Here is a 23,381-nt window from a genome sequence, read left to right on the forward strand (position 1 = left end):
GCCGCGGCCGCGTTCGCCGTGCTCGGCGGCTCGGGCTCCCCGGCCGGCGCGCGTCAGGACGGCAAGGGCGCGGGCATCGGCTCCGCTCCCGCGAGCCCGCGCGGGGGCACCGGCGCGCCGAGTGTGAGCGCCCCGGAGTCCGAAGACCCCGCCTCGTCGCGCCCGGCCGGCCCCTCGGAAACCGTCGCCGGGGGCGACGCGAACAGCGGGACGGCCGACGGTCCGGCGGCCACCACCCCGCCCTCGGCGCCGGGCGGCTCCCCGTCGGCCACGCCGACGGGGGCGACGACACCGGCCCCCACGGTGACGGTGTCGTCCGGCACGCCGCAGACGTCCCCGTCCGGCACCCCCGGCAGGGGCCACGGCCACGGCCACGGCACGACGAAACACCCAGGCTGAGGGCCGACCCGCAGCGTGCCGCACCACGCCTGGGCCACCAGGCGTGTCACCGTCCGGCGCCGCCGGCAGGGGTCACGGCGTCACCAACCGCCCGCGCCGAGGCCCGGGTTGCCGACCCTCCCGTCCGCACAGGGAAACCCCTATGACCTGACACCGTGTCTTGTCGCCGCCCCTCTTCGACATTGAGAATGCGCATGACAACCGAGGGCGACCGGAGTACTCCGGTCGCCCAAGTCGTAAGAGGGGACCCCCACATGAAGAAGCCTCTCGTCGCCGCGCTCTCCTCCCTGGCCCTGGCAGGGCTGGGCGCGACCCCGGCGATGGCCGCCCCGCACACCACCGCCCCGCACACCACCGCCCCGCACCCCGCCAAGGCCGCCGCCGTCACGGTCGACTTCGCCGGCACCGTCTCGCTCAGCAACTGCTCCGGCTCCGTCATCCGCTTCCCGGGCTCCGCCGCCACCGACCCGGCCCTCGTGCTGACCAACGGCCACTGCCTGGAGACCGGCTTCCCGGACCCCGGCGAGGTCATCACGGGCCAGTCCTCCAGCCGTACCTTCGGTCTGCTGAACTCCGCCGGCACCAAGGTCGCCACCCTCCGCGCCAACCAGGTCGTCTACTCGACCATGACGGACACGGACGTCACGATCTACCGCACCACCACCACCTACGCGGCGATCAAGAACTCGTACGGCATCAGCCCGCTGACCGTGCAGGACACGCACCCGGTCGCCGGCACCGCCATCAAGGTGGTCTCCGGCTACTGGAAGCGCATCTACAGCTGCGACATCGACGGGTTCGTGTACCGGCTGAAGGAGGGCGGCTGGACCTGGAAGGACTCGGTCCGCTACACCTCCGCCTGCAACACCATCGGCGGCACCTCCGGTTCCCCGGTCGTCGACACCGCCACCGGCAAGGTCGTCGCCGTCAACAACACCGGCAACGAGGACGGCGAGCAGTGCACGGTGAACAACCCGTGCGAGGTCGACGCGAACGGCACCGTCACCGTCCGCCAGGGCATCAACTACGCCGAGGAGACGTACAACATCCCGGCCTGCTTCACCACCGGCAACAAGCTGAACCTCGGCGCCGCGGGCTGCACCCTGCCCAAGCCGTAAGCGCGGTTCACAGCGGTGTACGGCGGACGGACCGTCCCGCGAGGACGTCCGTCCGCCTGCCGTCCTCGATGACGAACCGGCCGTCGACCAGCACGTACGGGATGCCGGTCGGCAGTCCGCGGGGCTCGGCGAAGGTGGCGCCGGGCGCGACCGTCTCCGGGTCGAACAGGACCAGGTCGGCCCGGTAGCCCTCGCGCACCAGCCCGCGGTCCGGCAGCCGCAGCCGTGCCGCGGGCCGGGAGGTGAGGTGGGCGACGCACTCCTCCAGCGTCAGCACCCCCAACTCCCGCACGTAGTGGCCGAGGTAGCGCGGGAAGGTGCCGTACGCGCGGGGGTGCGGCTTGCTGCCGCGCAGGATGCCGTCGGAGCCGCCGGTGTGCGCGCGGTGCCGCATGATCGCGCGGACGTTCTCCTCGTGGCCGACGTGCTGGAGGATGGTCGTCCCGAGCCGGTCCCGGACCAGCAGCCGGTGCGCCGTGGCCCAGGGGGTCTCGCCGCGCAGCCTTGCCGCCTCGCGCACGGTACGGCCCACGTACTCGGCCAGGCCCGGATCGGTCACCCCGGAGATCTCGATGGTCTCCCACTCCACCGGCACGCCGTGGCAGCCGTCCGAGCCGGTGACCTCCAGGTCGTGCCGGACGCGCTCGGCCGTCGCCGGGTCGGTGAGCCGGGCCAGGACCTCCTCCGGGCCGCCCTCGCTCGCCCAGCTCGGCAGCAGCGCGGCCAGGGTGGTGCAGCCGGGGGTGTAGGGGTAGGTGTCCAGCGTGATGTCGGCGCCCTCCTCCAGGGCCCGGTCGAGCAGGGCGAGCAGTTCCGGTGCCCGGCCCTCGTTCACGCCGAAGTTCATCGTCGCGTGCGCGAGGTGCAGCGGGCAGCCCGCCTCCCGGGCCAGGCCGACCATCTCGGCGTAGGCCTCCAGGGCGCCGGCGCCGTAGGAGCGGTGGTGCGGGCAGTAGTAGCCGCCGTAGGACGCCACCACGCGGCACAGCTCGGTCAGTTCGGCGTCCCCGGCGTACATCCCGGGCGTGTACGTCAGCCCCGAGGACAGTCCGACCGCGCCCTGTTCCAGCCCCTCGGCCACCAACCGCCGCATCCGGTCCAGCTCGTCGGGCGTGGCCTCGCGGTCCTCCCAGCCGACGACGAGCGCCCGGACCGTGCCCTGCGGGATCAGATAGGCCGCGTTCACGGCGATCCCCTGATCCAGCCGGTCGAGGTACTCGCCGACGCTCCGCCAGTCGAAGTCGATGTCCTCGCCGTACCCGTTCCAGCCGGTGATCGCCCGGCGCACCTCCTGAAGCGTGCGGTCGTCCACCGGGGCGTACGACAGCCCGTCCTGGCCGAGGACCTCCAGCGTGACCCCCTGCGCGGCCTTGGCGCTGTGGTCGGGGTCGCGCAGCAGCGCCAGGTCGGAGTGGGCGTGCATGTCGATGAAGCCGGGGGAGAGGACCAGGCCCTCCGCGTCGATCTCCCGCATGGCGCGCGGGCGCTGGCAGCCCGCCGCCGCGGCCTCCTTGACGATCGAGACGATCCGGCCGGCGTCGATCACGACGTCGGCGCGGTAGGCGTCCGCGCCGCTGCCGTCGACGACGTCGGCGTCCCGGATGACCAGGTCCTCCACGCGGGCCTCCTAGAAGAACGTACGGATGTAGTCGACGACCGTGCCGTCCGCCTCGGCCACCGGGATCAGCTGCCACTTGTCGAAGGACGTGCACGGGTGGGACAGACCGAACCCGATCCAGTCACCGACCTCCAGGTCCGCCCCGGGTTCCGTGCGCAGCCAGGCGTGCTGGTCGGAGAGCCCGGTCACGGTGATGCCGGTGGCCGGGCGCTCCTCGCCGTTCCGGCGTACCACCTGGGCGGCCGGCAGGTCCAGGTCGTAGGCCGCGTCGCGCTTGCCCGCGTTGGCGAAGGCCTGCTCGGGGGCCGGCCGGGAGACGACCTGCGCCCACAGCCGGAAGGCGGGTTCCAGGGCGCCCTCCTCGGGCACCCGGCCGAACGGGGTGAGCCTGCGGTAGTGCCCGTCGTCGTGCGAGACGTACGCGCCGGAGCGCAGCAACTTCAGCACGGGCCTGGACAGTTCGGGGATTGCGGCGAAGACGTCGGCGACCGCGTCGAACCAGGCGCTGCCGCCCGCGCTCACCACGATCTCCTCGGCCCCGTCGAACCGCCCGCTCTTGTCGAGGTCGGCGGCCAGCGCCACCAGCCGCGCGAGATACGCCCGCACACGCTCCGGATCGGCCCGCGGCACCTCGCCCTCGTACCCCGCCACGCCGACCAGGCGCAGGGTCGGTACGGCGGCCACGGCCGCCGCGACGGCCGCGCACTCCGCCTCCGTGCGCACACCCGTCCGGGCCCCCTCGCCCGCGCCCAGCTCGATCACCACGTCCACCGGGCGGGCGGTGCCCGCGAGGGCCGCGTCCATCAGCTCCACCCCGCGCACGGAGTCGACGTAGCAGACGAACCGGAACTCCGGGTCGGCGGCCAGCTCGCCGGCGATCCAGCGCAGGGCGGGCGCGTCCACCAGCTCGTTGGCGAGGAAGACCCGCTGGACGCCGAACGCGCGGGCCACCCGCACCTGGTGCGGCACCGCGAGCGTGATGCCCCAGGCGCCGTGCTCGATCTGGCGGTGGAAGAGCTGCGGGGCCATGGACGTCTTGCCGTGCGGTGCGAAGGCGAGGCCGTGCCGGGCGGTGTACGTCTCCATCAGCGCGAGGTTGTGCTCCAGGCGCTCGGCGGACAGCGCGAGGACGGGGGTGGTGAAGCCGTCGCCGTCCCGGAAGAGGTTGCGGCGCTGGGCGGTCAGCTCGCCGACGGTCAGGCCGTCGGCGTCCGGGGGGAGGCCCTTGAAGCGGTGGTCGACACGTTCCTCGGCAAGGCGGGTGAGCGCTTCGGTGCCCATGGAGCCCCTCTCGGGCGTTGCATCCTGTGCAACAGCCATTGCGTGTAGTGCTTACAGGTGTCTAGCATCTCGCCGAACACCGGGTCAACGGATCCGCCGGCCCGGCGATCGACAGGAGTCATCATCAACGACGCTGCTTACGCCTCGGCCGTTGCGCACCCGCGGAATGTCATGGACGTGGACGTGGCGGCGCTCGGTGAGTCCATGGTCACCTTCCTGCCCAGCCGCCCCGGCCGCCTCGCCGACGTCCCCTCCTTCGACCGGGCCATCGGCGGCGCCGAGTCCAACGTCGCCTGCGCCCTGGCCGCGTTCGGGCACACGGCGCGCTGGGTCAGCCGCGTCGGCGCGGACGGCTTCGGCGACCACCTGCTGGAGCGGATCGCCGGGTACGGCGTCGACGTCACCGCCGTGCACCGGGACCCCGGCCGTCCCACGGGCGTCTACTTCCGCACCGCCGGCGACCGGGGAACGGGCGCGCACGAGGTGGCGTACTACCGGGCGGGCTCGGCGGCGTCCGCGATGTCGGTGACCAACGTGGATCTCGCGGCGGCCCGGTCGGCCCGCGTCCTGCACCTGACCGGCATCACGGCCGCGCTGTCGGAGGAGTGCCGGGAGCTGCTGCACGAGCTGACGGCCCCCGCCCCGGGACGCCCACTGGTCTCCTTCGACGTGAACTACCGGCCGGGACTGTGGGGCAACGGCGCCGACGCCCAGCTCCTGCTGGACCTGGCCCGGCGCGCGGACATCGTGTTCGTCGGCGCCGACGAGGCCCGCGACGCATGGGGGCTGCACGGCGGACGCTCCCTCGTCCAGGCGCTGCCCCAGCCGGACCTCGTCGTCGTCAAACAGGGCAGGGCGGGGGCCATCGCCTTCCACAAGAACACCGACGGCACGGAGGACGCCGACGGCACCGCGACACACGTCCCCGCTCCCCGGGTGGACGTCGTCGCCCACGTCGGCGCCGGAGACGCCTTCGCCGCCGGATTCCTCTCGGCGACCCTGCGGGGACTGACCGTCAGGGACCGGCTCCGGCACGGTCACCTCTTCGCCGCCGCCGCCCTCACCACCCCCGGCGACCTGGCCGCACCCCCCGCCCGCGGCCACGCCGACCGCCTCGCCGCTCTCGACGACGACGCATGGGGGAGACTTCGACTCGGCCCCGGCTGGACGCGAGCCGAGCAGGCCGAGGAGGAGGCGAACATCCCATGAGTCAGACCGTCGACCGCGCCCTGAGCATCCTGCCGCTGCTCGCCGAGGGCCCCGCCGACCTCGGCCAGGTCGCCGACCGCCTCGGCGTGCACAAGTCCACGGCCCTCCGCCTCCTGCGCACCCTGCACGAACACGGCCTGGTCTACCGCCAGTCCGACCAGCGCTACCGCCTCGGCGCCCGCCTCTTCGCCCTGGCCCAGGAGGCGATGGAGAACCTCGACATCCGCGAGATCGCCCATCCCCACCTCGTACGGCTCAACGAACAGTGCGGGCACACGGTCCACCTCGCCGTCCACGAGGACAACGAGGTGCTCTACATCGACAAGGTCGACAGCCGCTACCCCGTCCGCATGTACTCGCGGATCGGCAAGCCCGTCGCCATCACCGTCGCCGCCGTGGCCAAGCTGCTCCTCGCCGACCTGGCCGACCCCGAGCGCCGCGCCCTCGCCGAGCGACTCGACTACCCCCTCTACACGCCCCGTTCGACCCCGAACGCCGAAGCCTTCCTGAAGGAGCTGGCCGCGGTGCGCGAACAGGGCTGGGCCACCGACCTCGGTGGCCACGAGGAGTCCATCAACTGCGTCGCCGCCCCCATCCGCGGCGCCGACGGCCGGGTGGTGGCCGCCATGTCGGTGTCCGCGCCGAACGTGGTCGTCACCGCCGAGGAACTCCTCAGCCTGCTCCCGCTGGTCCGCCGTACGGCGGACGCGATCAGCGGCGAGTACTCCGGACGCACCCCAGTGAAGGACCGCACCACATGACCGACAAGATCGCCCTCACCCCGAAGACCCACACCACCCCGCCCGCGAAGTTCTCGCACGGCGTACGCAAGGGCGACATCCTCCAGGTCGCCGGCCAGGTCGGCTTCCTGCCCGCCGAGGAGGGCAAGCCCCCGACGCCCGCCGGCCCCACCCTGCGCGAGCAGACCCTCCAGACCCTCGCCAACGTCAAGGCGATCCTGGAGGAGGGCGGCGCCGGCTGGGACGACGTGATGATGATCCGCGTCTACCTCACCGACGTGGACCACTTCGCCGAGATGAACGAGATCTACAACGCCTACTTCGAGGAGCAGGGCCTCACCCAGCCGCCCGCCGCCCGCACGACGGTCTACGTGGGCCTGCCGGCCGGCCTCCTCATCGAGATCGACGCGCTCGCCGTACTCGGCTGACGTCCCCTCACCCCCCGTACCTCCCGCACGTCCCGTACGGCACGGCACCCCCTGGGACGCCGTGCCGCGCTCCCCCTTGCCCGAAAGCAGTATGCATTTACGTAGAGGACCCCCGTATGTCCTATCCGCTCGCCGCCCCCGCTCCCGCCGCACCACCCCACACCGGAGGCCTGCTCCTCCTCGTCGACGGCACCGCCGGACTGCTCACCGTCGCCGCCGTGGGCATCGCCCTGCTCCTCTTCCTGATCATCAAGGTCAGGCTCCAGCCGTTCGTCGCCCTGCTCGCCGTCTCCATAGCCGTCGGCCTGCTGGCCGGCCTGTCGGTCACCGAACTCTTCGGCACGGTCCAGCGCTCGGACGCGGTGTCCACCATCGAGTCCGGCATGGGCGGCATCCTCGGCCACGTCGCGATCATCATCGGCCTCGGCACCATGCTCGGCGCCGTCCTGGAGGTCAGCGGCGGCGCCGAAGTGCTGGCCTCGCGGCTGCTCGCCCTGTTCGGCGAGCGCCGAGCCCCCCTCGCCATGGGCCTGACCGGCCTGATCTTCGGCATCCCGGTCTTCTTCGACGTCGGCATCTTCGTCCTGGCGCCGATCGTCTACGCCGCCGCCAAGCGCAGCGGCAGGTCCATCCTCCTGTACTGCCTGCCCCTGCTGGCCGGCCTGTCGATGACCCACGCCTTCCTGCCCCCGCACCCGGGACCGGTGGCCGCCGCCGGGCTGCTCCACGTCGACCTCGGCTGGGTCATCCTCATGGGCGTCGTCTGCGGCATCCCCGCCGTGCTGGCCGCCTGGGCGTACTCCGCGTGGATCGGCCGCCGCCTCTTCGTCGCCGTACCGCAGGACATGGTGGAGGCCGCGGCGGAGGCGAAGCAGGCCGTCCTCCAGGAGCAGCGCGCCTCGGGTGTCGAACCGCGGGAGGAGCCGGTGCCGCTGGGCACGGTCCTCGCCATCATCGGTACGCCGTTGATCCTGATCCTCGCCGCCACCTTCTCCTCGATCGCCCTCGATCCGTCCACCGGCCGCTCCGTCGTCGAGTTCTTCGGCCACCCCTTCGTCGCCCTGACGATCGCCCTGCTCCTCGCCTACTACCTGCTCGGCATCCGCCGCGGCTGGTCCCGCAAGTCCCTGGAGACGGTGTCGACGGCGTCCCTGAAGCCGATCGGCAACATCCTGCTGGTCGTCGGCGCGGGCGGCGTCTTCGGCGCCGTGCTGAAGGCCAGCGGGGTGGCGCAGGCGCTGTCCGACACCTTCCACGACGTGGGCCTGCCCGTCATCGTGCTGTCCTATCTGATCTCGGTGGTGCTGCGGGTCGCCCAGGGCTCGGCGACGGTCGCGATCGTCACGACGGCGGGCATCGTGGCGCCCCTGCTGTCCGAGGGCCACCACTCCCAGGCCTTCACCGCCCTCGTCATCATGGCCATCTCGGCGGGCTCCATCTTCGCCTCGCACGTCAACGACGGCGGATTCTGGATGGTGGCCAAGTACTTCGGCATCAGCGAACGGGACACGCTGCGGACCTGGACGGTCCTGGAGTCGGTGCTGTCACTGGCGGGATTCGTGGTGGCGGCGGTGGTCAGCGTGTTCGTGAGCTGACTGGTTCCGGCACAGGGAAGTCGTCCATACTGCCGCCGTGGAGCAGCGCATAGGATCGAGCAGCAAGCCGACCGAGGCCGCGGAGCCGTCGAAGGAAGAGCCTGTGAAGGCGGAGCCCGAGAAGGCCGGGCCGTTGACGGCCGCCCCTGTGAAGGTCGACCTGGTGAAGGCCGAGCCCGTGATGGGCGCCGGGTTCGACCCGGCCTTCGTCCCGGGGATCACGGGCCCGACGCCGACGGAGTTGGTGACGAAGTCGCCGGAGCCGAAGGCGACGGGGGAGCCGGCGCCTTCCGCGCGGACATCCGCGGAACAGGTGTACGGCGAACAGCCCTCCCCTGAACGGGTGGACGAGGCGGACGCCGACGAGGTGGACGCCGACCGCGAGGACAAGGCCGACGGCCCGGTCTTCGAGGCGTCCGACCGGCGGGCGAGGATCGTGGCCGACCGCAAGGGCGTCCGCCTCAGCCTGGACGAGGAGGCCTGCGAGTTCCGCTGGGACGAGATCGCGGCCGTGGAGACGGAGTCGCCCCGCTTCGGCAAGCGCTACACGATCACCGTGCACACCCCTGACCGCCGCTGGTACCCGATCGAGATCGAGGCGGCGGCCAGGGCGCGCTTCAAGGAGTGGGACGAGCAGCTCGACGCGGTGCTCGACGCCTACTTCGAGGAGGCGTGACCTAACCGCAGTACTGGGCGGCCTTGCCGATCGACCGGTACATGCAGTCGGCGTTCTCCAGCAGCTGCAACACGGCGTCCTTGTTCCGGGAGGTCTCCCGCTCGATGACTTCGTCGGGCGGGTAGAACCCGCCTCCGGAACTCGACGTCGGATACATCTCGAAGGTGTAGTCGAAGATCTTGTGCACGCCCCAGAGGTAGTCGTCGATCGACCCGTCGGTGATGTACAGATCGCTGGACTGCTCCGCCGTGTACCCGTTGCTGGCGGCCATCTTCTGCCCCACGGCCTTGAACGCGGCGGCGTCGTCCGCGGTCATCCCGGTGGCGGTGTCGTTGTACGTCCACCCGAACGGCCACAGCACCAGCTCGCTGTAGGTGTGGAAGTCGATGCCGGCCTTGATCTGCTGCTTGCCGCCGACGACCCGGCTGCGCACGAAGTCGGAGACCACCTTCACCTCGGGCGCGGACTCGGGCGCCGACCCGCGGTAGGTCTCGGACGACTTCGACCCCGACGAGCCGCCGCAGCAGCCCCACTTGTAGTCCCAGTTCCGGTTGAGGTCCGTACCGACGTACGAGGAACCGGAGTTGGGCTGCCGGTTCTTCCGCCACGACCGGTACGACCCGCTGGCGATGTCGTACTCGCCGCCGTCGGGGTTCAGATCGGGCACGATCCAGATCTCACGGCTGTTGACGATGTCGGTGATCCGCGGGTCGGACCCGTACCCCGCGCCGAGCTCGCGCAGCAGGTACAGCGCCATCTCCACGGTCAGATGCTCCCGCGCGTGCTGATGCGCCGTGAACAGCACCTCGGGCTCGTCCTCGTCGGTACCGACGTTGTCACTGACCTTGACGGCCACGATGTCCCGGCCCTGGTACGACTTCCCGATCACCCGTTTGCTCATGATGCCCGGGTAGGCGGCGAGCCGCTGGTCGATCTCGGCGTTCATCTCGGTGTAGTTGTGGTACTTCGAGTCGGCGCTGGGGAAGTCGTAGAGCCGCGCCCCGGAGCGCTGCGGCGCCGCCCCCAGCGGCTGGACGTCGTACCCCAGTCGCCGCAGCTTCCGGATCTGCTCGGCCCGCCCGGAGACGACGACGGTCTCCTCGTCGGCCTCGTCGACGGTGACACCGGTCGCCTGGATGGCCGTACGCGTCACGGGTGTCGTGCTCCGGTGGATCTCGTACTGCCGAACGCCGTCGTCGGCCGAACCGGCCCGGCGCACGCTGTCGGCGGTGGCATGGTCGACGCCGGCCGAGACCGGGGCGGCGAGGGCGAGGGCCAGCAGCGCACCGAGGGCAGCGGTACGTCTGCCGCCGCGCGCGCCGGAGCCGCGGATGCGAAGTCGCATGAACTCTCCTTGTGGGGTGGAGGTGGGGTGTTCCCGTGCGACGTGCGGATGCGAACCTTCGGGGGCCCTGGGTCGGGCTTCCTGTGGGCTCGCTGTGCGGGTTGGCGCTCATGGTGCGGTGTTGGCATGATCAGGTCAAGTACGGCTGAAGGGAACGACCGGAAACGGCGGGGCGATGCCGGGGTGCCCCTCAGCCGGCGGAGGGGACCGCCACCTTCAGGGCTTCGATGAAGGCGGTGAAGGCGGGGGTGGGGAAGGTGAGGGTGGGTCGGGTGGGGGATTTGGAGTCGCGGATGGATATGTGGGTGTCCATGTCGGCGACTTCGACGCAGTCGTTCCCCTCACCTCCGCCGGAGAAGGACGACTTCTTCCACGAGGTGGGGGTGATCACCGGTCCTCACAGCTCCTTCGCCAACTGGTGGATGAGGTCACGCGACCGCTCGGGGGACAGCGCCTGCTCCCTCACCCTACGGAACAGCCTTCGAAAGTGCTCCAGCTGTGCTTCCGAGTCGATGAACGCCGTGCCGTGCGGAGCATCGCGCACGACGGTGTCCAGCCGGGGAACGGGACCACCCAGATGCACCATGGCGCTCCCGGCGCCGGCGAAGTCGTCCAGGGCGAACGGGACGACCTGAACGGTGACGTGATCGGCCTCGGAGACCTCCAGGACGCGGTCGAGCTGAGCGCGGGAAGCGGCGCGTCCGGCCACCCGGATGCGGAGCGCCGCCTCGTGGATCACCGTCTGGTACGGGATCGGATCCGGTCCGTCGATGACGACTCTCCGCCTCATCCGGTGCTCCACCCGGAGAGCCACCTCGCCCGCCGGGAACTCCGGGTTCATGTAGGCGAAGAGAGCCCGGGCGTACTCCTCCGTCTGCAGGAGCCCCGGCACGTGGATGACCGCCACGTCCTTGCGGAACCGCGCGTGATGGTCCAGCTCGGCCAGGTCCTGGTAGGCGGCGGGGAGCACGCCCCGGTACTCCTCCCACCAGCCGCGCGTACGGTCCGTCGCCATGGCGGCCAGAGCGTCGATCAAGGCGTCGTCCGCACAGGCGTAGTTGGCGGCGAGCCGGCGCACGCGCTGCTCGCTCACCCCCGCGATGCCGGACTCGATCTGACTCATCTGCACGGAGTTGGTCCCGAGCAGGGCCGCCGCCTCCGTCGCCTTGAGTCCGGCGGCCTCGCGCAGTCTCCGCAGTTCGGTACCCAGGCGGACCTGGCGTGCTGTGGGGTTCCGTCGTGCCGGCACGGCGACCTCTCTCCTCAACGGCTCTGATGAGGCGACTCGTTCGAGGGGCAGGTTACGCGACCCACTTGCTGCGAATGAAATTTATGCCCTACGGTCAGTGACACACCGGACACGCAGCGGAAGCGCACCGCGCGCGGAATCCCCACGGACTGAACGGAGTTGCTGAGCCATGCCCGAGAACGAACCGTGGGACTACACGCTCTACATCCCCAACGACCCCAGAGCGGTGACCGTCTGCCGCCGCACCCTGCGCGTGATCCTGACCCTGCACGGGCTGCCGGGGCTGGTGGAGACGGCCGAACTCCTCGCGACGGAGCTGGTGTCGAACGCGGTGCGGCACACCAAGGGGCCGGCGGCGCTGCGGGTGCGGCGCTCGCGGGAGGGGCTGGTGTGGATCGGGGCATGGGACACGGACCCCGCGCCGCCCGAGCCGCCGGTGCCGTTGGGGCAGGTGCTGGAGTCGGAGGCGGGGAGGGGGCTGGGGCTGGTGAGGGCCTGCGCGCAGTACTGGGGGTGGCAGCCGTCGACGCGGTTCGGGGACCGGGGGAAGTACGTGTGGTGTGAGCTGGGGGTGGCGTGATGGCGGGCGCCGCACGCCACCGGGATTGAGCAGGTGGCCGTCAGCGGAACGGGATGTTGAGCCAGGGGCTGCCGGGGTCGGACACGAGGATGTGATGGGCCTTGACCATGTCCTGGTACCAGCTGCCGAACTCCTCTTCGTCGAAGTGGAGGGAGCGCCCAAGGATGAAGCCGGCGGCGAAGTCCTGCCACGACTTGTACGCCAAGGCGGAGGCCCGCCCGGCCTGGATGACGGCGGACTCGGCCTCATTCAGGGTCCCGAAACGGGCCGCGAGGCCCCACCGGGCCATGTTCGAGGCGCGCCCGAGATCCCAGGCGCCGACGGACGAGACGTACTGGTTTTCACCCAGGACACCGTCGGCGCGCATACGGGCCTCGTAGCGGGTGATCCGCCCGATGAGTCGTTGCACCCCCTCGATACGGGCCACGACCTCGGACTCGGGCCGGGGTTCGGTCTTGGTGACGCCGTCCTCGGTGACCACGGCGGAGCCCTGGGAGTTCGCGCGGATGACGTTGGCCACGGACTGCTTCCAGTACCCCACGTCGACATGTCCGCCGAAGTCCCGGGCGATGGTCCGACGCAGACCGATGGCGAAGTCCCATACCATGCTGTGTGATTCAGCGGCGAGCAGGCCGTTGAGGGCGGACAGCCACTCCTCGCGACTGGTGATGCCCCACCACTCCCGTAGCTGTTTTCGTTCCCGGGGATAGCCCTCGCCGTGCGAGGCCATGCCGTTCCAGAAGGAATCGTTGTTCACACACAGGAGGGCCCCGCAGGCGAGGCCGTGGGCGGCGGGGCCGTGCAGGGGGCCGCCGATACGAAGAGTGCGAAGACGCGGCGACTGCTCCTGGGCGGGAGCCTGCTCCCCGTACCGAGCCCACGCCGCCGAGTGCGGGGGTGCCGAGGGGAGGAACGCCTCGCAAGGACTTCCGGGGTTGACGACGATCACCGGTGGATCGGTCGGCTGCCACGCTTTGGCGAACCATTCCAGGTAGTTCCAGTCGAACACCCGGTGGGGCTCCGGTGCGGGCAGCATGCCCTCGGTGTACACGGCCCAGATCCGCCCGCCGGCAACGCGCGGGTCGTACCCGAAGACGGCGTACGTCGCACTGGGCGTGGCGTCCGCCTTGTCCTTCTGTATCTCGAAGAACAGCCTGCTCTGCGCGAGTGTTCCGAAGTACGCCGTCCAGTCCTCACGCGACTTGGCCTCGAACAAAGCCTGCTCGACCTCTGACGGTGGCGTCCAGGTGGAGGGCGGGGGAGGAGGAAAACCGCCGGGCGGCGGACCGAAGGTCACGGACTCCTTACCCTTTCTTTGATTTCGAACTGTTACCGACTATGGTGACAGATCCCACTTTTCAGGTCGTTGACACCATCACTCCACGACCGGCATCTTGTCGAATTTTCCAATTTGACGAGGGGTGTCTGCCATTAGATGCCTCGTGCCCCTCTTCGTCGACTGTGGATCGAGGTTCCGCGGGGTGCCAAGGCTAAGCGGGGTCGAGTGTTAGGCCTTCGAGGAAAATGATCGAGTTCTGAACATAGACAATCTCACGGACCTTGGAGGGGCCAGCAGAAGACGAAGTCGCTGTTCGTCGGGTCCGTGATGGATGAAGTGAGGCACGATATGGCATCGGCATCGCGTTCAAGGAGTCTCAGAGGACTGGTCCAGCTTGTCTGGCATTTCCCCACGTCTAAATAGGTCACATCTATGGGGAAGCTCTCTGCGAAGTCCCTCAAGGTGATGCACCCGATGGCGTCCTCGCCCGCTACGGATGTGGATGCGGACGGTAGGGGCAGCTTCCGGACGGACGGAGATGAGCCTGTTGGGGCGACGCACTTCGAGGTGACGCCCTACGCGGAGTGACATGGGGGAGGCTCAAACCGAGTAGGGATAGATGTCGATCTCAGGGGTCGTGAACTCGATGGCGTTGCCGACCCTAGGCTTGTCGACCTGACCGGGTTGAAAGGAGTCGATGGGGCGCGCGAGCTCCACGAGAATGATGTCGGCGCCGACTCGGATAGCTACCACGGCGTCTTCGTCCACGGTGGCCACCACACCTCTGATGCGTACCGGCGATCTCGGTGTGTCCGATGCCATCGTGGCCGGCCCGTCCACGATGGCCCACCGGGCGATCTCGTCGGGGACGTCGACCTCGACATCCACAAGAGCGCCCACCTGCGGCAGCTCGGACCCGCGCCATCGGGCCCATGCCTGCCCGGATAGGCTCCTGAAGGCGACCAGGGGACCTTTTCCGGTCTCCATCGCGGGCGATAGGTCCAGAATCTCGATGCGCATTACTTCAGCCCTAGTGGTACTCGGATCATGGTGTTATCCACGATCCATGTGTTGGTGGGTGACTCGAATGTCCAGGTTTCCATATGGAAGTGAAACTTGGTGGGCTTGCTGTTCATCTCGTGGGGGCCGAGTCGAATGCTGCGCCGGCCGTCGGCTGAGACGAGGCGATCCGGGTCCGGCAGTCCAGTACGCGGATGGATGTTCGTATAGGGCCCGTCTCCCAAGAACTTCTTCCACTCGTCCATCACCTGGTGCGGTTTGAGGGGCTTCGGGGCGACGACCTCCGGGGTCTGGATGATCTTTTGTTGCGGAGGGTAGGGGGAGAGCCCGAGCGGGTCGACCCATGTGTGGGGATTGTGGACGTAGGTCGCAGGGTTTGGCGCTGGGTGGAGGCCGAGTGGGTCGGGGCTGAGATACCGGGCAGTGTCCGGTTCGTAAGTGCGAAGGTAGTTGTGGTGGAGTCCGGTTTCCGGGTCGTAGTACTGGCCTGGGAAACGTAGTGGTGTGTAGGTCGTGCTGTGGGCTGACCACGCCGTTGCTCCCCATAGAGTGCTGCGGGTGCGCCAGGCGATTTCGCCCTGCTCGTTCACCAGCTCGCTCGGGGTGCCGATCAGGTCGGTGACGATGGCGAAGAAGCGAGAGTCGATTTCCTGCTGGGGGGCTTCCGCTGCGGTGATGCGTTCCGTCTGGGAGACCGGACGCAGGCCCTGGTGGTCCCAGGTGAGGGTGACCGGGTTGGGCAGGCCGAGGGATGTCGTGGTCTGTTCGCAGAGTGTTGTGCCGTCCCAGGTGAAGTCCACCCTTTCTACGACCGTCTCGCTGTCGTCCGCGAGGCGAAGTTTTGCCGTCCGGCGGCCTAGGGGGTCGTAGGTGTAGCGCCAGCGCGTGCCATCCGGGGTGAGCACCGAGGTCAGGCGGTCCTCGGCGTCCCATTCGTAGCGCCAGGTGTCCGGCTTGCGGGACAGGCGGGTCTTCTGGCGGAGGGTGATACGGCCCAGCGCGTCGTGTTCGTAGCGGACGTTGCCTGCTCGGGTGATGTGAGTGCCCGCGTATGTGCGCGGGCCGACGGCCTCCTGGCTCGGGTGGTCCGGCGGCCAGAACGCCTCGGTCTGGTTGCCTGCCTCGTCGTAGGTGTAGCGCTCCGTCCAGCCGGCCGCCTGGACCGCCGTCACCCGGCCGGTCGCGTCGAGGTCGAAGCGGCGGGTGCCGGACAGGTGGTCGTCTATGCCGATCAGGTTCCCGTCGGCCCGGTAGGTGTACGTCCGGTGTTGAACCCGGCGGCCTCCGGCACCGGTCACCGCCTGGGTTGTCAGGCGGCCCAAAGAGTCGAAGGAGTGCTCCAGGGTGATCGTGCCACCGACGAGGCGGGTCACTTCGCGGCCGGCCTCGTCGTACGTGAAGTCGATCGGTCTGCCGGACGCCACCATGCCCGTGCGGCGGCCAGCCGCGTCGTACGACCATGTGGACACGGCACCTGTCGGCGTGGTGCGGCCCGTGCGGCGGCCCAGGGTGTCGTAGGTGTACGTCACCGTGCGGTCGTTGACGGTCTCCGAGTGCAGGCGGCCGTGGCGGTCTCGCAGCAGGGTCAGTGTGGTGCCGTCCGGGCCCACGGCCTGGGCGAGCTGGTCCGTGAGATCGTAGGCGTACGTCGTGACCTGGCCCGCCGCGTCCTTCCGCAGCACTTGGCCGAGTTCGTTCCGCTCGTAGGTGATCTCCTCGCCGAGCGCGTTCCGCCGTGACATCAGGCGGCCCGCCGGGTCGTACGCATACCTCAGCGTCCGGTCGTCGAAGTCCGTCTCCGTCACCAGGCGGCCGGCCGCGTCGTACTCGTACGTCCAGGTCAGCCCCTGCGGATTCGTAACCTTCGTCAGTCGCAGTTCCGTGTCGTGGTCGAATGCGTAGCGGACGCCGTCGGGGCCCGTGCGGGCCGTCAGCAGGTCGAAGTGGGTGTACTCGAAGCGGCTGACCCCGCCGAGCGGGTCCGTGTGGCTCGTGCAGTTTCCCTCGCCGTCGTACGTCCACGTCTCTGTGGTGCCGTCGGCGGCCGTGCGGCGGGTCAGGTTGCCTTCGAGTGACCATTCCAGGCGGGTCGTCGCGCCGGTGGGGTCCGTGATCGTGGTGGGGAGGCCGAGGGCGTTTCGTTCGTAGCGCGTGGTCGCGCCCAGGGGGTCCGTCACCTGTACCGGGAGGCCCGTGCGGTCGCAGACGACCGTCGTCGTGTGTCCCAAGGGGTCCGTCACCGACGTCAGATGGCCGGCCTCATCGTGCGCGAATCTGGTCGTCTGGCCCGCCGGGTCGGTCACCGAGGTGCGGTTGCCCCGTTCGTCGTACGTCTGGCGGGTCACCGTGCCGTCCGGGTGCACGACCTTCACCGGCAGGCCGAGGTCGTTGTACTCCGCCCGTGCCTCGCGGCCGTCCGGGCGGACCACCCGGGTGAGGTTGCCGGCGGCGTCGTACTCGAACGTGGTCGTGTGGCCGAGGGGGTCCGTCGTGGACAGCAGGCGGTTGTAACGGTCGCGGACATGTCGCGTCGTTGCGCCGAGTGGGTCGATCTCCGCCACCACCTGCCAGGCGTCATTTACCAAGTAGCGTCGTGCGTGACCCTCGGCCGTCGTCGCCGTGGTGGTCCGCAGGCCCGTCGACGGGTCCGGGGCGCCGTACGTCAGGCGCAGGGCCATGTGACCCGCCGAGCCGCCCTCCGCGATGCATCGGTCCTGGTCGTCGTACTCGTACGTGTAGCTGCAGTCGTTGGTGTCTGTCCAGGAGGTGACGCGGCCGGCGTCGTCGTATGTGAAGCGGAGTGGCAGGCCTGAGGAGTTGACGACCTGTGTGAGGTTGCCGTCCGTGTAGCGGAAGCGTCTCAGTTCCTCGCCGGTCGCGGTCAGGTGGTAGGCCGTGACGCGGCCCGATTCCGTGGTGATGCGGATGCCCTGGCCGGCGCTCGTGTGGACGCCCAGGGGGGTGCCTTCGGTGTCGTACTCGAAGGTGATCCAGTTGCCGTTTGGGTCGTCGATCTGTTCGAGGATGGCGAGGCCGGGGTGTTGGTCGGTGAAGTGCCAGGTGCGGTGGGTGCGGGGGTCGGTGATGGTGTAGCCGTCGTCCACGCGGTCCAGGGGGAGGCGGGGGCCGTGGCTGGGCAGGGTGGGCAGGCCGGGGGCGGGGTGGGGGTAGGACAGCAGGAGGCCGTCCTCGGTGACGTAGACGACTCCCTCCGCGTCGATCTCCAGGCGCTGGTCCAGGGTGGAGGACCAGGACGGGCCGAACCAGCGGCCCAGGTGGTAGCCCGACTCCACCCGCCGGGTCAGGAGCAGGGGGAGTGTGCCGGGGAGGGTGACGTCCGTCTGCGGCAGGTACATCTTGCCGGTGGCGAGGTCGATGGGGTCGGTGCCGCCGCTGTGCACGGAGTCCGGCTCCCGTGAGGGCCCGTGCGGGTCCTCGTTGACCCGTTCCCGGGCCGTCTTCCCGGCCGCGCCCTCGACCCCGGTGCGAGCTTCCCGTGTGGCTGCCGCTTCCACGGCCCGGCGGGTGAGCCCGGTCTCGGCGGCCTTCCGTACCAGGCCCGCTTCCACGCCGAGGCCGTCCGTGCCGACCAACTGGGGCAGCAGGCGTCCGCCGAACTCGGAGGGGTCCTTGCGGGCCTCGTCCCACATGGCCTTCGCGGTGCGTTCGGGGTGGGCGGCGGTGGAGGTCAGGCCGGAGAGCGTCATGCTGACGTTCTGCAGGTAGGCGGCGGGGTGGGTGAGGTTGTAGGGGTCGGCGGGGTTCAGGCCGCGGACGAAGTTGACCAGGCCGGCGGTGCCCTTGGCCACACCGCCGACGAAGTGGGTCAGCTCGATGCTGGTGGACAGCGCTCCGTCGGTGAAGTCGTCCTTGAGGCGGCTCAGGGGCGGCGGCTCGGCGGGGGCGTGGGCCAGGGCTGATCTCACCTTGCCCTGGGCTTCGGAGGCGGCGGTGTTGCGCTGTTTGCGGGCTTCGGCGAGCTTCTCCCGCGCGGCCTGGATGTCGGCCTTGCCCGGGTCGTGGAAGGGTTCCGGCCTGGGGCCGGGGTCCTCATTGGCCTTGATCTTGGCGTTGTAGGCGTCGACCTTCTTGTTGTAGGCGTCCACCGCGTCCTTGGACGCCTGCACGCCCTTCTTGTAGAGCTCGACGGCCTCCTTCGCCTGGCCTTGCGCCCATTTGACGGTGTCGGCGTAGGCCTCCAGCGCACCGGCTGCCGTGGCGCACGCCTCGGCTGCCTGGGCCCACTTGGCGGGGTGCACGCCGAACTTCTCCCGGAAGGCGTCGCCGCCCTCGCCCTGCCAGCCGGAGGAGTCGACCTTCTTCAGCCCCTGGCTGACCTTGTCGAACGCGCCGTGGAAGTCCTTGAGGTGCTTGGCGCTGCCCCGGATTTTGTCCGGGTTGCCGTGGACGAGTTCGTTGGCCTCCTCGCTCTGGCCGAGTTGCTGTTCGCCCGGGGTCGCCCCGAGGTCGGAGGCGACGCCGTCGCCCCAGTCCTCCACGCTGTCGGCCCAGTCGTGCGCGCCGACGTAGTCCAGTGCGCCGCCCAGCTTGTCGGTGCCGTAGTCGACCGCCTCGCCGAGCTTCTTCTTGCCCTCGTCGTAGAGGTGTTCGCCGTAGCCCAGGGCGCTGTTCAGGCCGTCGCCGATGTCACCGAAGACCCCCATCAGTCCTCACCGCCCTGCTCGGCGGCCTCGGCGCGGGCCTCGGGGGAAGGACCGGAGACGTCGTCCACCAGCCGGTCGTACTGCTCGTCGGACATGCCCAACACGCTGTGCAGGTTCTCGGGGTTCACCCCCGGCACCGGTCCCAGGGTGCGGGAGGTCATCACATCGCGTGTGGCGTCCTTCCAGCCCTGCTTGCTGGTGTCCCAGGCCTGCTCGAAGGACTCCTCGCTGTAGTCCACGCTCGCACCGGACTTGGCGATGTCGCCATAGCCCATCTTCTGCACGTCCTCCTCGGAGGCGTACGGATTGCCGATGGCCGCGTTGGTGACGATCTTGAAGGTGCCGTCGACGTACTGGTCGGTCTCGTAGTACGTGCCCGCCGCCAGGCCCGTCTTCGCGGCGAACCCGTTGCCCTCGTTGATCAGCGAGCGCACGCCCCACTCCCAGCGCTCGCAGAACGACGTGAACGCGTCCGTGAGACCTTCGTGGCCCAGCTCCAGCCCGGACAGCCCGATGTCACCGAAGCCACGCCCGGCTCCGGCCTCGCCGACCATGCCCAGTTCCTTCAGCTCGCCCAGTGCCTCGGTCAGGCCCTTGGCGATCAGGCCGAGCCCGTCCGTCGCGAGATCCTTGCCGCCGTCCCCGGTCACCGCTCGTCCCCCATCTCCTCGGCCGCCGCACCGACGTCCACCGCCACCGCGTCCGGCACGATCCCGCGCACCGGAGGAAAGACCATCCCGTCCTCCCCGTCCGCGCAGTCCAGCGCCACCCCGCACGGCACCCCGGCCGCCGCGACCGCCGCGTCCAGCAGACGCGCCCCCAGCCACCGCTGATATGGCCACTCCCGGTCACCCTCACCCCGCGCCAGCGCGAAACGCGCCAGCGCCTCCTCGTTCGAGAAGGCGTAGAACCAGCGGACACCACCGAAATCGGCGGCCAACGGGCTGCCGGTGTCCGGGTCGAGGGGGACGAGCACGGCCGTACGCCGGAACTCGCCGAGCAGAACCGCGAACTCCTGCCGCCCGCGCTCGGGGTCGTCCGCGGGCTCCGATGCGTCGGGTGCCGCCGTATGCGCGTAGTCGTACAACCGCGACCTGCGTACAGGCCCCCCGTGTTCAGCCATGGCCGGGATCATCACATCGGCCTGTGACCAGTGGCAACGTGACAGCCGGCCGACCGAACAAGTCAGGCCGTTCTTGCCGCACACGAGGGCGCCCGGACCAGGAGGCCCGGGCGCCGTGTGTTCCGTGGGTCACGTCACGGCAGTGCGTGGACGTGGGCCCCCACCGCGTTCGACCACGCGTTGCCCGCCGTCGCGTCCCAGTTCGTGGACCAGGTCATCGCGCCCCGCAGCGCGGGGTAGGTCTTGGACGGCTTGAAGGTGCCGCAGTTCGTGGCCGCCGTCAGGCAGTCCAGGGCGTTGTCGACCACCGTCGGGGAGACGTAGCCGCTGCCCGCCGCGCGGGTGGAGGCGGGGAGGCCGAGGCCGACCTGGGACGGGGAGAGGCCGCCCTCCAGCTGGATGCAGGCGAGGGCCGTGAGGAAGTCGACCGTGCCCTGGCTGTAGACCTTGCCGTCGCAGCCCAGCATGGAACCGCTGTTGTAGTACTGGGTGTTGACGACCGTCAGGATGTCCTTGATGTTCAGCGCCGTCTGGAAGTACGCGTTGGACGTCGACTGCATGTCGATCGTCTGGGGGGCCATCGTGATGATCAGCGAGGAGCCCGCCTTCGACGACAGGGCGCGCAGGGCCTGCGTCATGTACGTCGCGTTGAGGCCGTTCTCCAGGTCGATGTCGACGCCGTCGAAGCCGTACGTCTGCATCAGGGAATAGACCGAGTTGGCGAAGTTGGTGGCCGAGGCCGCGTCGTTGACCGCCACCGAGCCCTTCTCGCCGCCGACCGAGATGATGACCTTCTTGCCGGCCGCCTGCTTGGCCTTGATGTCCGCCTTGAACTGGTCGACGGTGTAGCCGTTCAGGCCGGCGGAGTCCAGGGTGAAGGACACGGCTCCCGGGGTGGAGGTCGCGTCGGCGAAGGCCACCGCGATGATGTCGTAGGACGACGGGACGTCCGAGAGCTTCTGGACCGTGGCGCCGTTGTTGAAGTTCTGCCAGTAGCCGGTCACCGCGTGCTTGGGCAGGGAGCCGCCGCCTCCGGTGCCCGTCCCGGAGGTCGTCGTGCCCGTCACCGTCGCCGACTTGGCCGACTCGCCGGCCGCGTTGGTCGCCGTGACCTGGAAGGAGTACGACGTGGACGCCGCGAGGCCGGTCACCGTCGCCGATGTGCCGGTCACGGCCGCGACCTTGGTGCCGTTGCGGTAGACGTTGTAGCCCGTCGCACCCGACACGGCCGACCAGGACAGGGAGACCGAGGAGGACGTCGTACCCGTCACGGAGAGGCCGGCGGGGGCCGCCGGGACCGTGGGGGCGGGGTCGCCGCCTCCGCCGCCGTCGGGGCCGTAGACCGAGACGTCGTCGGCGTAGTAGGCCGCCTGGCCGTACCAGCCGTGGGTGTAGACCGTGACCGAGGTCGTGGACGCGCCCGTCGTGAACGTCGTCGACAACTGCTTCCAGGACGCCGAGTCGGGTGTCCACGTCGAGACGTCGGTCGTGCCGGTGCCGGTCACGCCCAGGTAGGAGTAGCCGCCCTGGACCCAGGCGCTCAGCGTGTACGTCGAGTTGGGCTTGACCGCGACCGTCTGGGTGCACTGGGCGTTGTCCTGGCCGGCCGGGGTCGCCTTCAGGGCCGCGGTGCCGCCGTGCACCGGGGAGGTGACCGTCGTGCCGCTGCCTGCCGTGCACGTCCAGTTGGCCAGGCCCGACTCGAAGCCCGCGTTCTTCACGTTGTTGACGTCCGCGGCGGACGCGGGGGCGGCCGCGGCGATGCCCGCGACCGAGAGGGCCAGGGCGGTGGTGGCGGACCATGCCGCGAGCCGCCGTCCGCGGGGTCTGGGTATGCCTGGTGCGCGGTCCACTGGTACCTCCGGGGGAGTGGGCGGGGAGGGTGGAGGAGAGGTGCGGTGGCCACCGCTTGCGCCCTTAAGTTGGTCCAGACCAATCCGGGTGTCAAGAGGTCCAGACCAAAGCCGTCTCCGATCGGTGACGCAACCTGTCCGGGTTTGGCGGGACTTGCTCCGTGAGAGTTCCACACCGGCTTCACAAACGCTGTTCTCCGGCCATACGCCCGTGGATACAGTGCTCAGGTAGTCACGCAGTGAAGTCGTCCTGGCGCATTGGAGTTACACCGGTGGGCCGGCGGGTGTGAAGAGCGGGGAGCTGCGCGTGCCAACTGCCATTGCCGTGACCAGTGCCGACATGGCCCTGCCGGCGCAGGACGAGCGGACCATGCCCGCCGTCGTGCTGGCCGGCCTCGACCACAAGCCGCTGGACCAGGCCCTCACCGAACTCCACACCCTCACCGAGCAGTACGGCTATGTGGTCGTCGTCTGCTCACAGGCCACCCCGGAGCCGGTCGTACGGCGGCTCCACACCCTGCGCTCGCTGCTGGAGAGCGACCGCATCGCCCTGTTCCGGCCGGAGTTACCGCCACTCGGCATCGCCGTCCTGGCCCGGCAACTGCGCCAGCTCGCCTCCTGCGACCTGAGTCCGGGCGTGCTCGCCTCCGCCGGACGGCTGCTCACCCACTACATCCACGCCGGCGCCGTCCTCGGCTCCGTCGCCAAGCTGGACCGGGTCCCCGTCGGGCTCAAGGCGCACGCCAGGTCCTGGATGCCGGGCAGCCAGTTCGCCGTCCTCGCCCACCCCGAGCCGCAGCTGGTGAAGGTGGCCCCCGACGCCACCCTGAAGGGCCCCGAGTTCAGCACCTGGATGCTGGTCGCGAAGGGGCAGTTGCAGAGCGAGTGGGCCGCCGGGCTCGGCACCCGGTGGGGCGTGCACGGGCTGCGCGAGACTCCGCTGCCCGCCGAGTCCCCGGTGTGGTGGGGGACCGGCCGCATGGTCGAGTTCTGCGGCTACCTCGCCGACCTGTCCGTCCTCTACCAACTGGTCACCTCCGTACGGCAGACCAGCTGCCACTGGTGCGGCCTGGACGTGATCGGCGACCGCTGCGTCTTCTGCTCCGCCACCCCGCCCGCGTCCGGGCCACCCCGCGCCCTGGAACCGCGAACGCCCGCCTGACCTGCGCGAACCTGACCCGTCCCGCCCGACCGATTCCCCCAA

20 protein-coding genes and 1 pseudogene are annotated in these 23,381 nt (G+C 70.1%); 9 read left to right on the forward strand and 12 right to left on the reverse strand.

Annotated elements, in window-relative coordinates:
- Together ABZV94_RS27815 and ABZV94_RS27820 are read left to right on the forward strand one after the other, a co-directional pair.
- A pseudogene (locus ABZV94_RS27815) lies at positions 1-399 on the forward strand (hypothetical protein); the annotation flags it as partial.
- Between the two features lie 254 nt (positions 400-653).
- Entirely contained in the window at positions 654-1,517 is an 864-nt protein-coding gene (locus ABZV94_RS27820) for a serine protease (protein WP_356344950.1), read from the forward strand.
- A 7-nt stretch (positions 1,518-1,524) separates the two neighbouring features.
- Here the strand turns inward: ABZV94_RS27820 and ABZV94_RS27825 are convergent, their stop codons facing one another.
- Positions 1,525-3,135 carry a D-aminoacylase gene (locus tag ABZV94_RS27825; protein ID WP_356344952.1) on the reverse strand — a complete coding sequence of 537 codons (1,611 nt, stop codon included), beginning with the start codon at positions 3,133-3,135 and terminating at the stop codon, positions 1,525-1,527.
- Positions 3,136-3,144: 9 nt separating this feature from the next.
- A complete protein-coding gene (locus tag ABZV94_RS27830) occupies positions 3,145-4,416 on the reverse strand; it encodes an amino acid deaminase (protein ID WP_356344955.1) in 1,272 nt (423 codons plus the stop codon).
- Between the two features lie 171 nt (positions 4,417-4,587).
- Between ABZV94_RS27830 and ABZV94_RS27835 the strand changes: the two genes are divergently transcribed.
- From ABZV94_RS27835 to ABZV94_RS27855, 5 genes are all read left to right on the forward strand, one after another.
- A complete protein-coding gene (locus ABZV94_RS27835) occupies positions 4,588-5,625 on the forward strand; it encodes a sugar kinase (protein ID WP_356344957.1) in 1,038 nt (345 codons plus the stop codon).
- Positions 5,622-6,386, forward strand: a complete 765-nt coding sequence (locus tag ABZV94_RS27840) for an IclR family transcriptional regulator (protein ID WP_356344960.1) — start codon at positions 5,622-5,624, stop codon at positions 6,384-6,386. Before ABZV94_RS27835 ends, ABZV94_RS27840 begins: the two co-directional genes overlap by 4 nt.
- On the forward strand, positions 6,383-6,793 hold the full coding sequence (locus ABZV94_RS27845; RefSeq protein ID WP_356344963.1) for a RidA family protein: 411 nt from the start codon (positions 6,383-6,385) through the stop codon (positions 6,791-6,793). The genes ABZV94_RS27840 and ABZV94_RS27845 overlap by 4 nt, the downstream gene beginning before the upstream one ends.
- A 116-nt stretch (positions 6,794-6,909) precedes the next feature.
- Complete coding sequence (locus tag ABZV94_RS27850; RefSeq protein WP_356344966.1) at positions 6,910-8,388, forward strand: gluconate:H+ symporter; 1,479 nt, start codon at positions 6,910-6,912, stop codon at positions 8,386-8,388.
- Positions 8,389-8,521: 133 nt separating this feature from the next.
- The gene (locus ABZV94_RS27855) at positions 8,522-9,064 is read left to right on the forward strand and encodes a hypothetical protein (protein ID WP_356345011.1); all 543 of its coding nucleotides are present in this window, start codon (positions 8,522-8,524) and stop codon (positions 9,062-9,064) included.
- Position 9,065: 1 nt separating this feature from the next.
- Here the strand turns inward: ABZV94_RS27855 and ABZV94_RS27860 are convergent, their stop codons facing one another.
- The 3 genes from ABZV94_RS27860 to ABZV94_RS27870 form a co-directional block, all read right to left on the reverse strand.
- Positions 9,066-10,409, reverse strand: coding sequence for a M14 family metallopeptidase (locus ABZV94_RS27860; RefSeq protein ID WP_356344968.1), 1,344 nt, complete (start codon positions 10,407-10,409; stop codon positions 9,066-9,068).
- A 190-nt stretch (positions 10,410-10,599) separates the two neighbouring features.
- Positions 10,600-10,800, reverse strand: coding sequence for a DUF397 domain-containing protein (locus ABZV94_RS27865; RefSeq protein ID WP_356344971.1), 201 nt, complete (start codon positions 10,798-10,800; stop codon positions 10,600-10,602).
- A gap of 6 nt (positions 10,801-10,806) precedes the next feature.
- Positions 10,807-11,658 (reverse strand): helix-turn-helix transcriptional regulator, encoded by an 852-nt coding sequence (locus ABZV94_RS27870; RefSeq protein ID WP_356344973.1) that lies wholly within the window; start codon positions 11,656-11,658, stop codon positions 10,807-10,809.
- Between the two features lie 169 nt (positions 11,659-11,827).
- Between ABZV94_RS27870 and ABZV94_RS27875 the strand changes: the two genes are divergently transcribed.
- Complete coding sequence (locus ABZV94_RS27875; RefSeq protein WP_356344975.1) at positions 11,828-12,238, forward strand: ATP-binding protein; 411 nt, start codon at positions 11,828-11,830, stop codon at positions 12,236-12,238.
- Positions 12,239-12,278: 40 nt separating this feature from the next.
- Here the strand turns inward: ABZV94_RS27875 and ABZV94_RS27880 are convergent, their stop codons facing one another.
- The 7 genes from ABZV94_RS27880 to ABZV94_RS27910 all read right to left on the reverse strand — a co-directional run bounded on the left by ABZV94_RS27880 (position 12,279) and on the right by ABZV94_RS27910 (position 22,177).
- Positions 12,279-13,535: a DUF1266 domain-containing protein gene (locus ABZV94_RS27880; RefSeq protein WP_356344978.1), complete on the reverse strand. Its 1,257-nt coding sequence runs from the start codon at positions 13,533-13,535 to the stop codon at positions 12,279-12,281.
- A 254-nt stretch (positions 13,536-13,789) separates the two neighbouring features.
- Complete coding sequence (locus ABZV94_RS27885) at positions 13,790-13,945, reverse strand: hypothetical protein (RefSeq protein WP_356345014.1); 156 nt, start codon at positions 13,943-13,945, stop codon at positions 13,790-13,792.
- A gap of 172 nt (positions 13,946-14,117) precedes the next feature.
- Positions 14,118-14,537, reverse strand: a complete 420-nt coding sequence (locus ABZV94_RS27890) for a hypothetical protein (RefSeq protein WP_356344981.1) — start codon at positions 14,535-14,537, stop codon at positions 14,118-14,120.
- A complete protein-coding gene (locus ABZV94_RS27895) occupies positions 14,537-19,201 on the reverse strand; it encodes a putative T7SS-secreted protein (RefSeq protein ID WP_356344984.1) in 4,665 nt (1,554 codons plus the stop codon). Before ABZV94_RS27895 ends, ABZV94_RS27890 begins: the two co-directional genes overlap by 1 nt.
- On the reverse strand, positions 19,201-19,851 hold the full coding sequence (locus ABZV94_RS27900) for a hypothetical protein (RefSeq protein ID WP_356344986.1): 651 nt from the start codon (positions 19,849-19,851) through the stop codon (positions 19,201-19,203). Before ABZV94_RS27900 ends, ABZV94_RS27895 begins: the two co-directional genes overlap by 1 nt.
- Entirely contained in the window at positions 19,848-20,324 is a 477-nt protein-coding gene (locus tag ABZV94_RS27905; protein ID WP_356344988.1) for a hypothetical protein, read from the reverse strand. The genes ABZV94_RS27900 and ABZV94_RS27905 overlap by 4 nt, the downstream gene beginning before the upstream one ends.
- 134 nt (positions 20,325-20,458) lie before the next feature.
- Complete coding sequence (locus tag ABZV94_RS27910) at positions 20,459-22,177, reverse strand: glycoside hydrolase family 18 protein (RefSeq protein ID WP_356344991.1); 1,719 nt, start codon at positions 22,175-22,177, stop codon at positions 20,459-20,461.
- A 340-nt stretch (positions 22,178-22,517) separates the two neighbouring features.
- Between ABZV94_RS27910 and ABZV94_RS27915 the strand changes: the two genes are divergently transcribed.
- Complete coding sequence (locus ABZV94_RS27915; protein ID WP_356345017.1) at positions 22,518-23,339, forward strand: hypothetical protein; 822 nt, start codon at positions 22,518-22,520, stop codon at positions 23,337-23,339.
- Positions 23,340-23,381 lie beyond the last annotated feature (42 nt).

The sequence above is a fragment of the Streptomyces sp. NPDC004658 genome (assembly GCF_040609555.1).
Lineage (GTDB): Bacteria > Actinomycetota > Actinomycetes > Streptomycetales > Streptomycetaceae > Streptomyces.

Coding starts and splice junctions, on each gene's coding strand:
- ABZV94_RS27820 (WP_356344950.1), top strand. CDS start 654: ATGAAGAAGCCTCTCGTCGCCGCGCTCTCCTCCCTGGCCCTGGCAGGG.
- ABZV94_RS27830 (WP_356344955.1), bottom strand. CDS start 4,416: ATGGGCACCGAAGCGCTCACCCGCCTTGCCGAGGAACGTGTCGACCAC.
- ABZV94_RS27835 (WP_356344957.1), top strand. CDS start 4,588: ATGGACGTGGACGTGGCGGCGCTCGGTGAGTCCATGGTCACCTTCCTG.
- ABZV94_RS27840 (WP_356344960.1), top strand. CDS start 5,622: ATGAGTCAGACCGTCGACCGCGCCCTGAGCATCCTGCCGCTGCTCGCC.
- ABZV94_RS27845 (WP_356344963.1), top strand. CDS start 6,383: ATGACCGACAAGATCGCCCTCACCCCGAAGACCCACACCACCCCGCCC.
- ABZV94_RS27850 (WP_356344966.1), top strand. CDS start 6,910: ATGTCCTATCCGCTCGCCGCCCCCGCTCCCGCCGCACCACCCCACACC.
- ABZV94_RS27860 (WP_356344968.1), bottom strand. CDS start 10,409: ATGCGACTTCGCATCCGCGGCTCCGGCGCGCGCGGCGGCAGACGTACC.
- ABZV94_RS27875 (WP_356344975.1), top strand. CDS start 11,828: ATGCCCGAGAACGAACCGTGGGACTACACGCTCTACATCCCCAACGAC.
- ABZV94_RS27890 (WP_356344981.1), bottom strand. CDS start 14,537: ATGCGCATCGAGATTCTGGACCTATCGCCCGCGATGGAGACCGGAAAA.
- ABZV94_RS27895 (WP_356344984.1), bottom strand. CDS start 19,201: ATGGGGGTCTTCGGTGACATCGGCGACGGCCTGAACAGCGCCCTGGGC.
- ABZV94_RS27905 (WP_356344988.1), bottom strand. CDS start 20,324: ATGGCTGAACACGGGGGGCCTGTACGCAGGTCGCGGTTGTACGACTAC.
- ABZV94_RS27915 (WP_356345017.1), top strand. CDS start 22,518: ATGGCCCTGCCGGCGCAGGACGAGCGGACCATGCCCGCCGTCGTGCTG.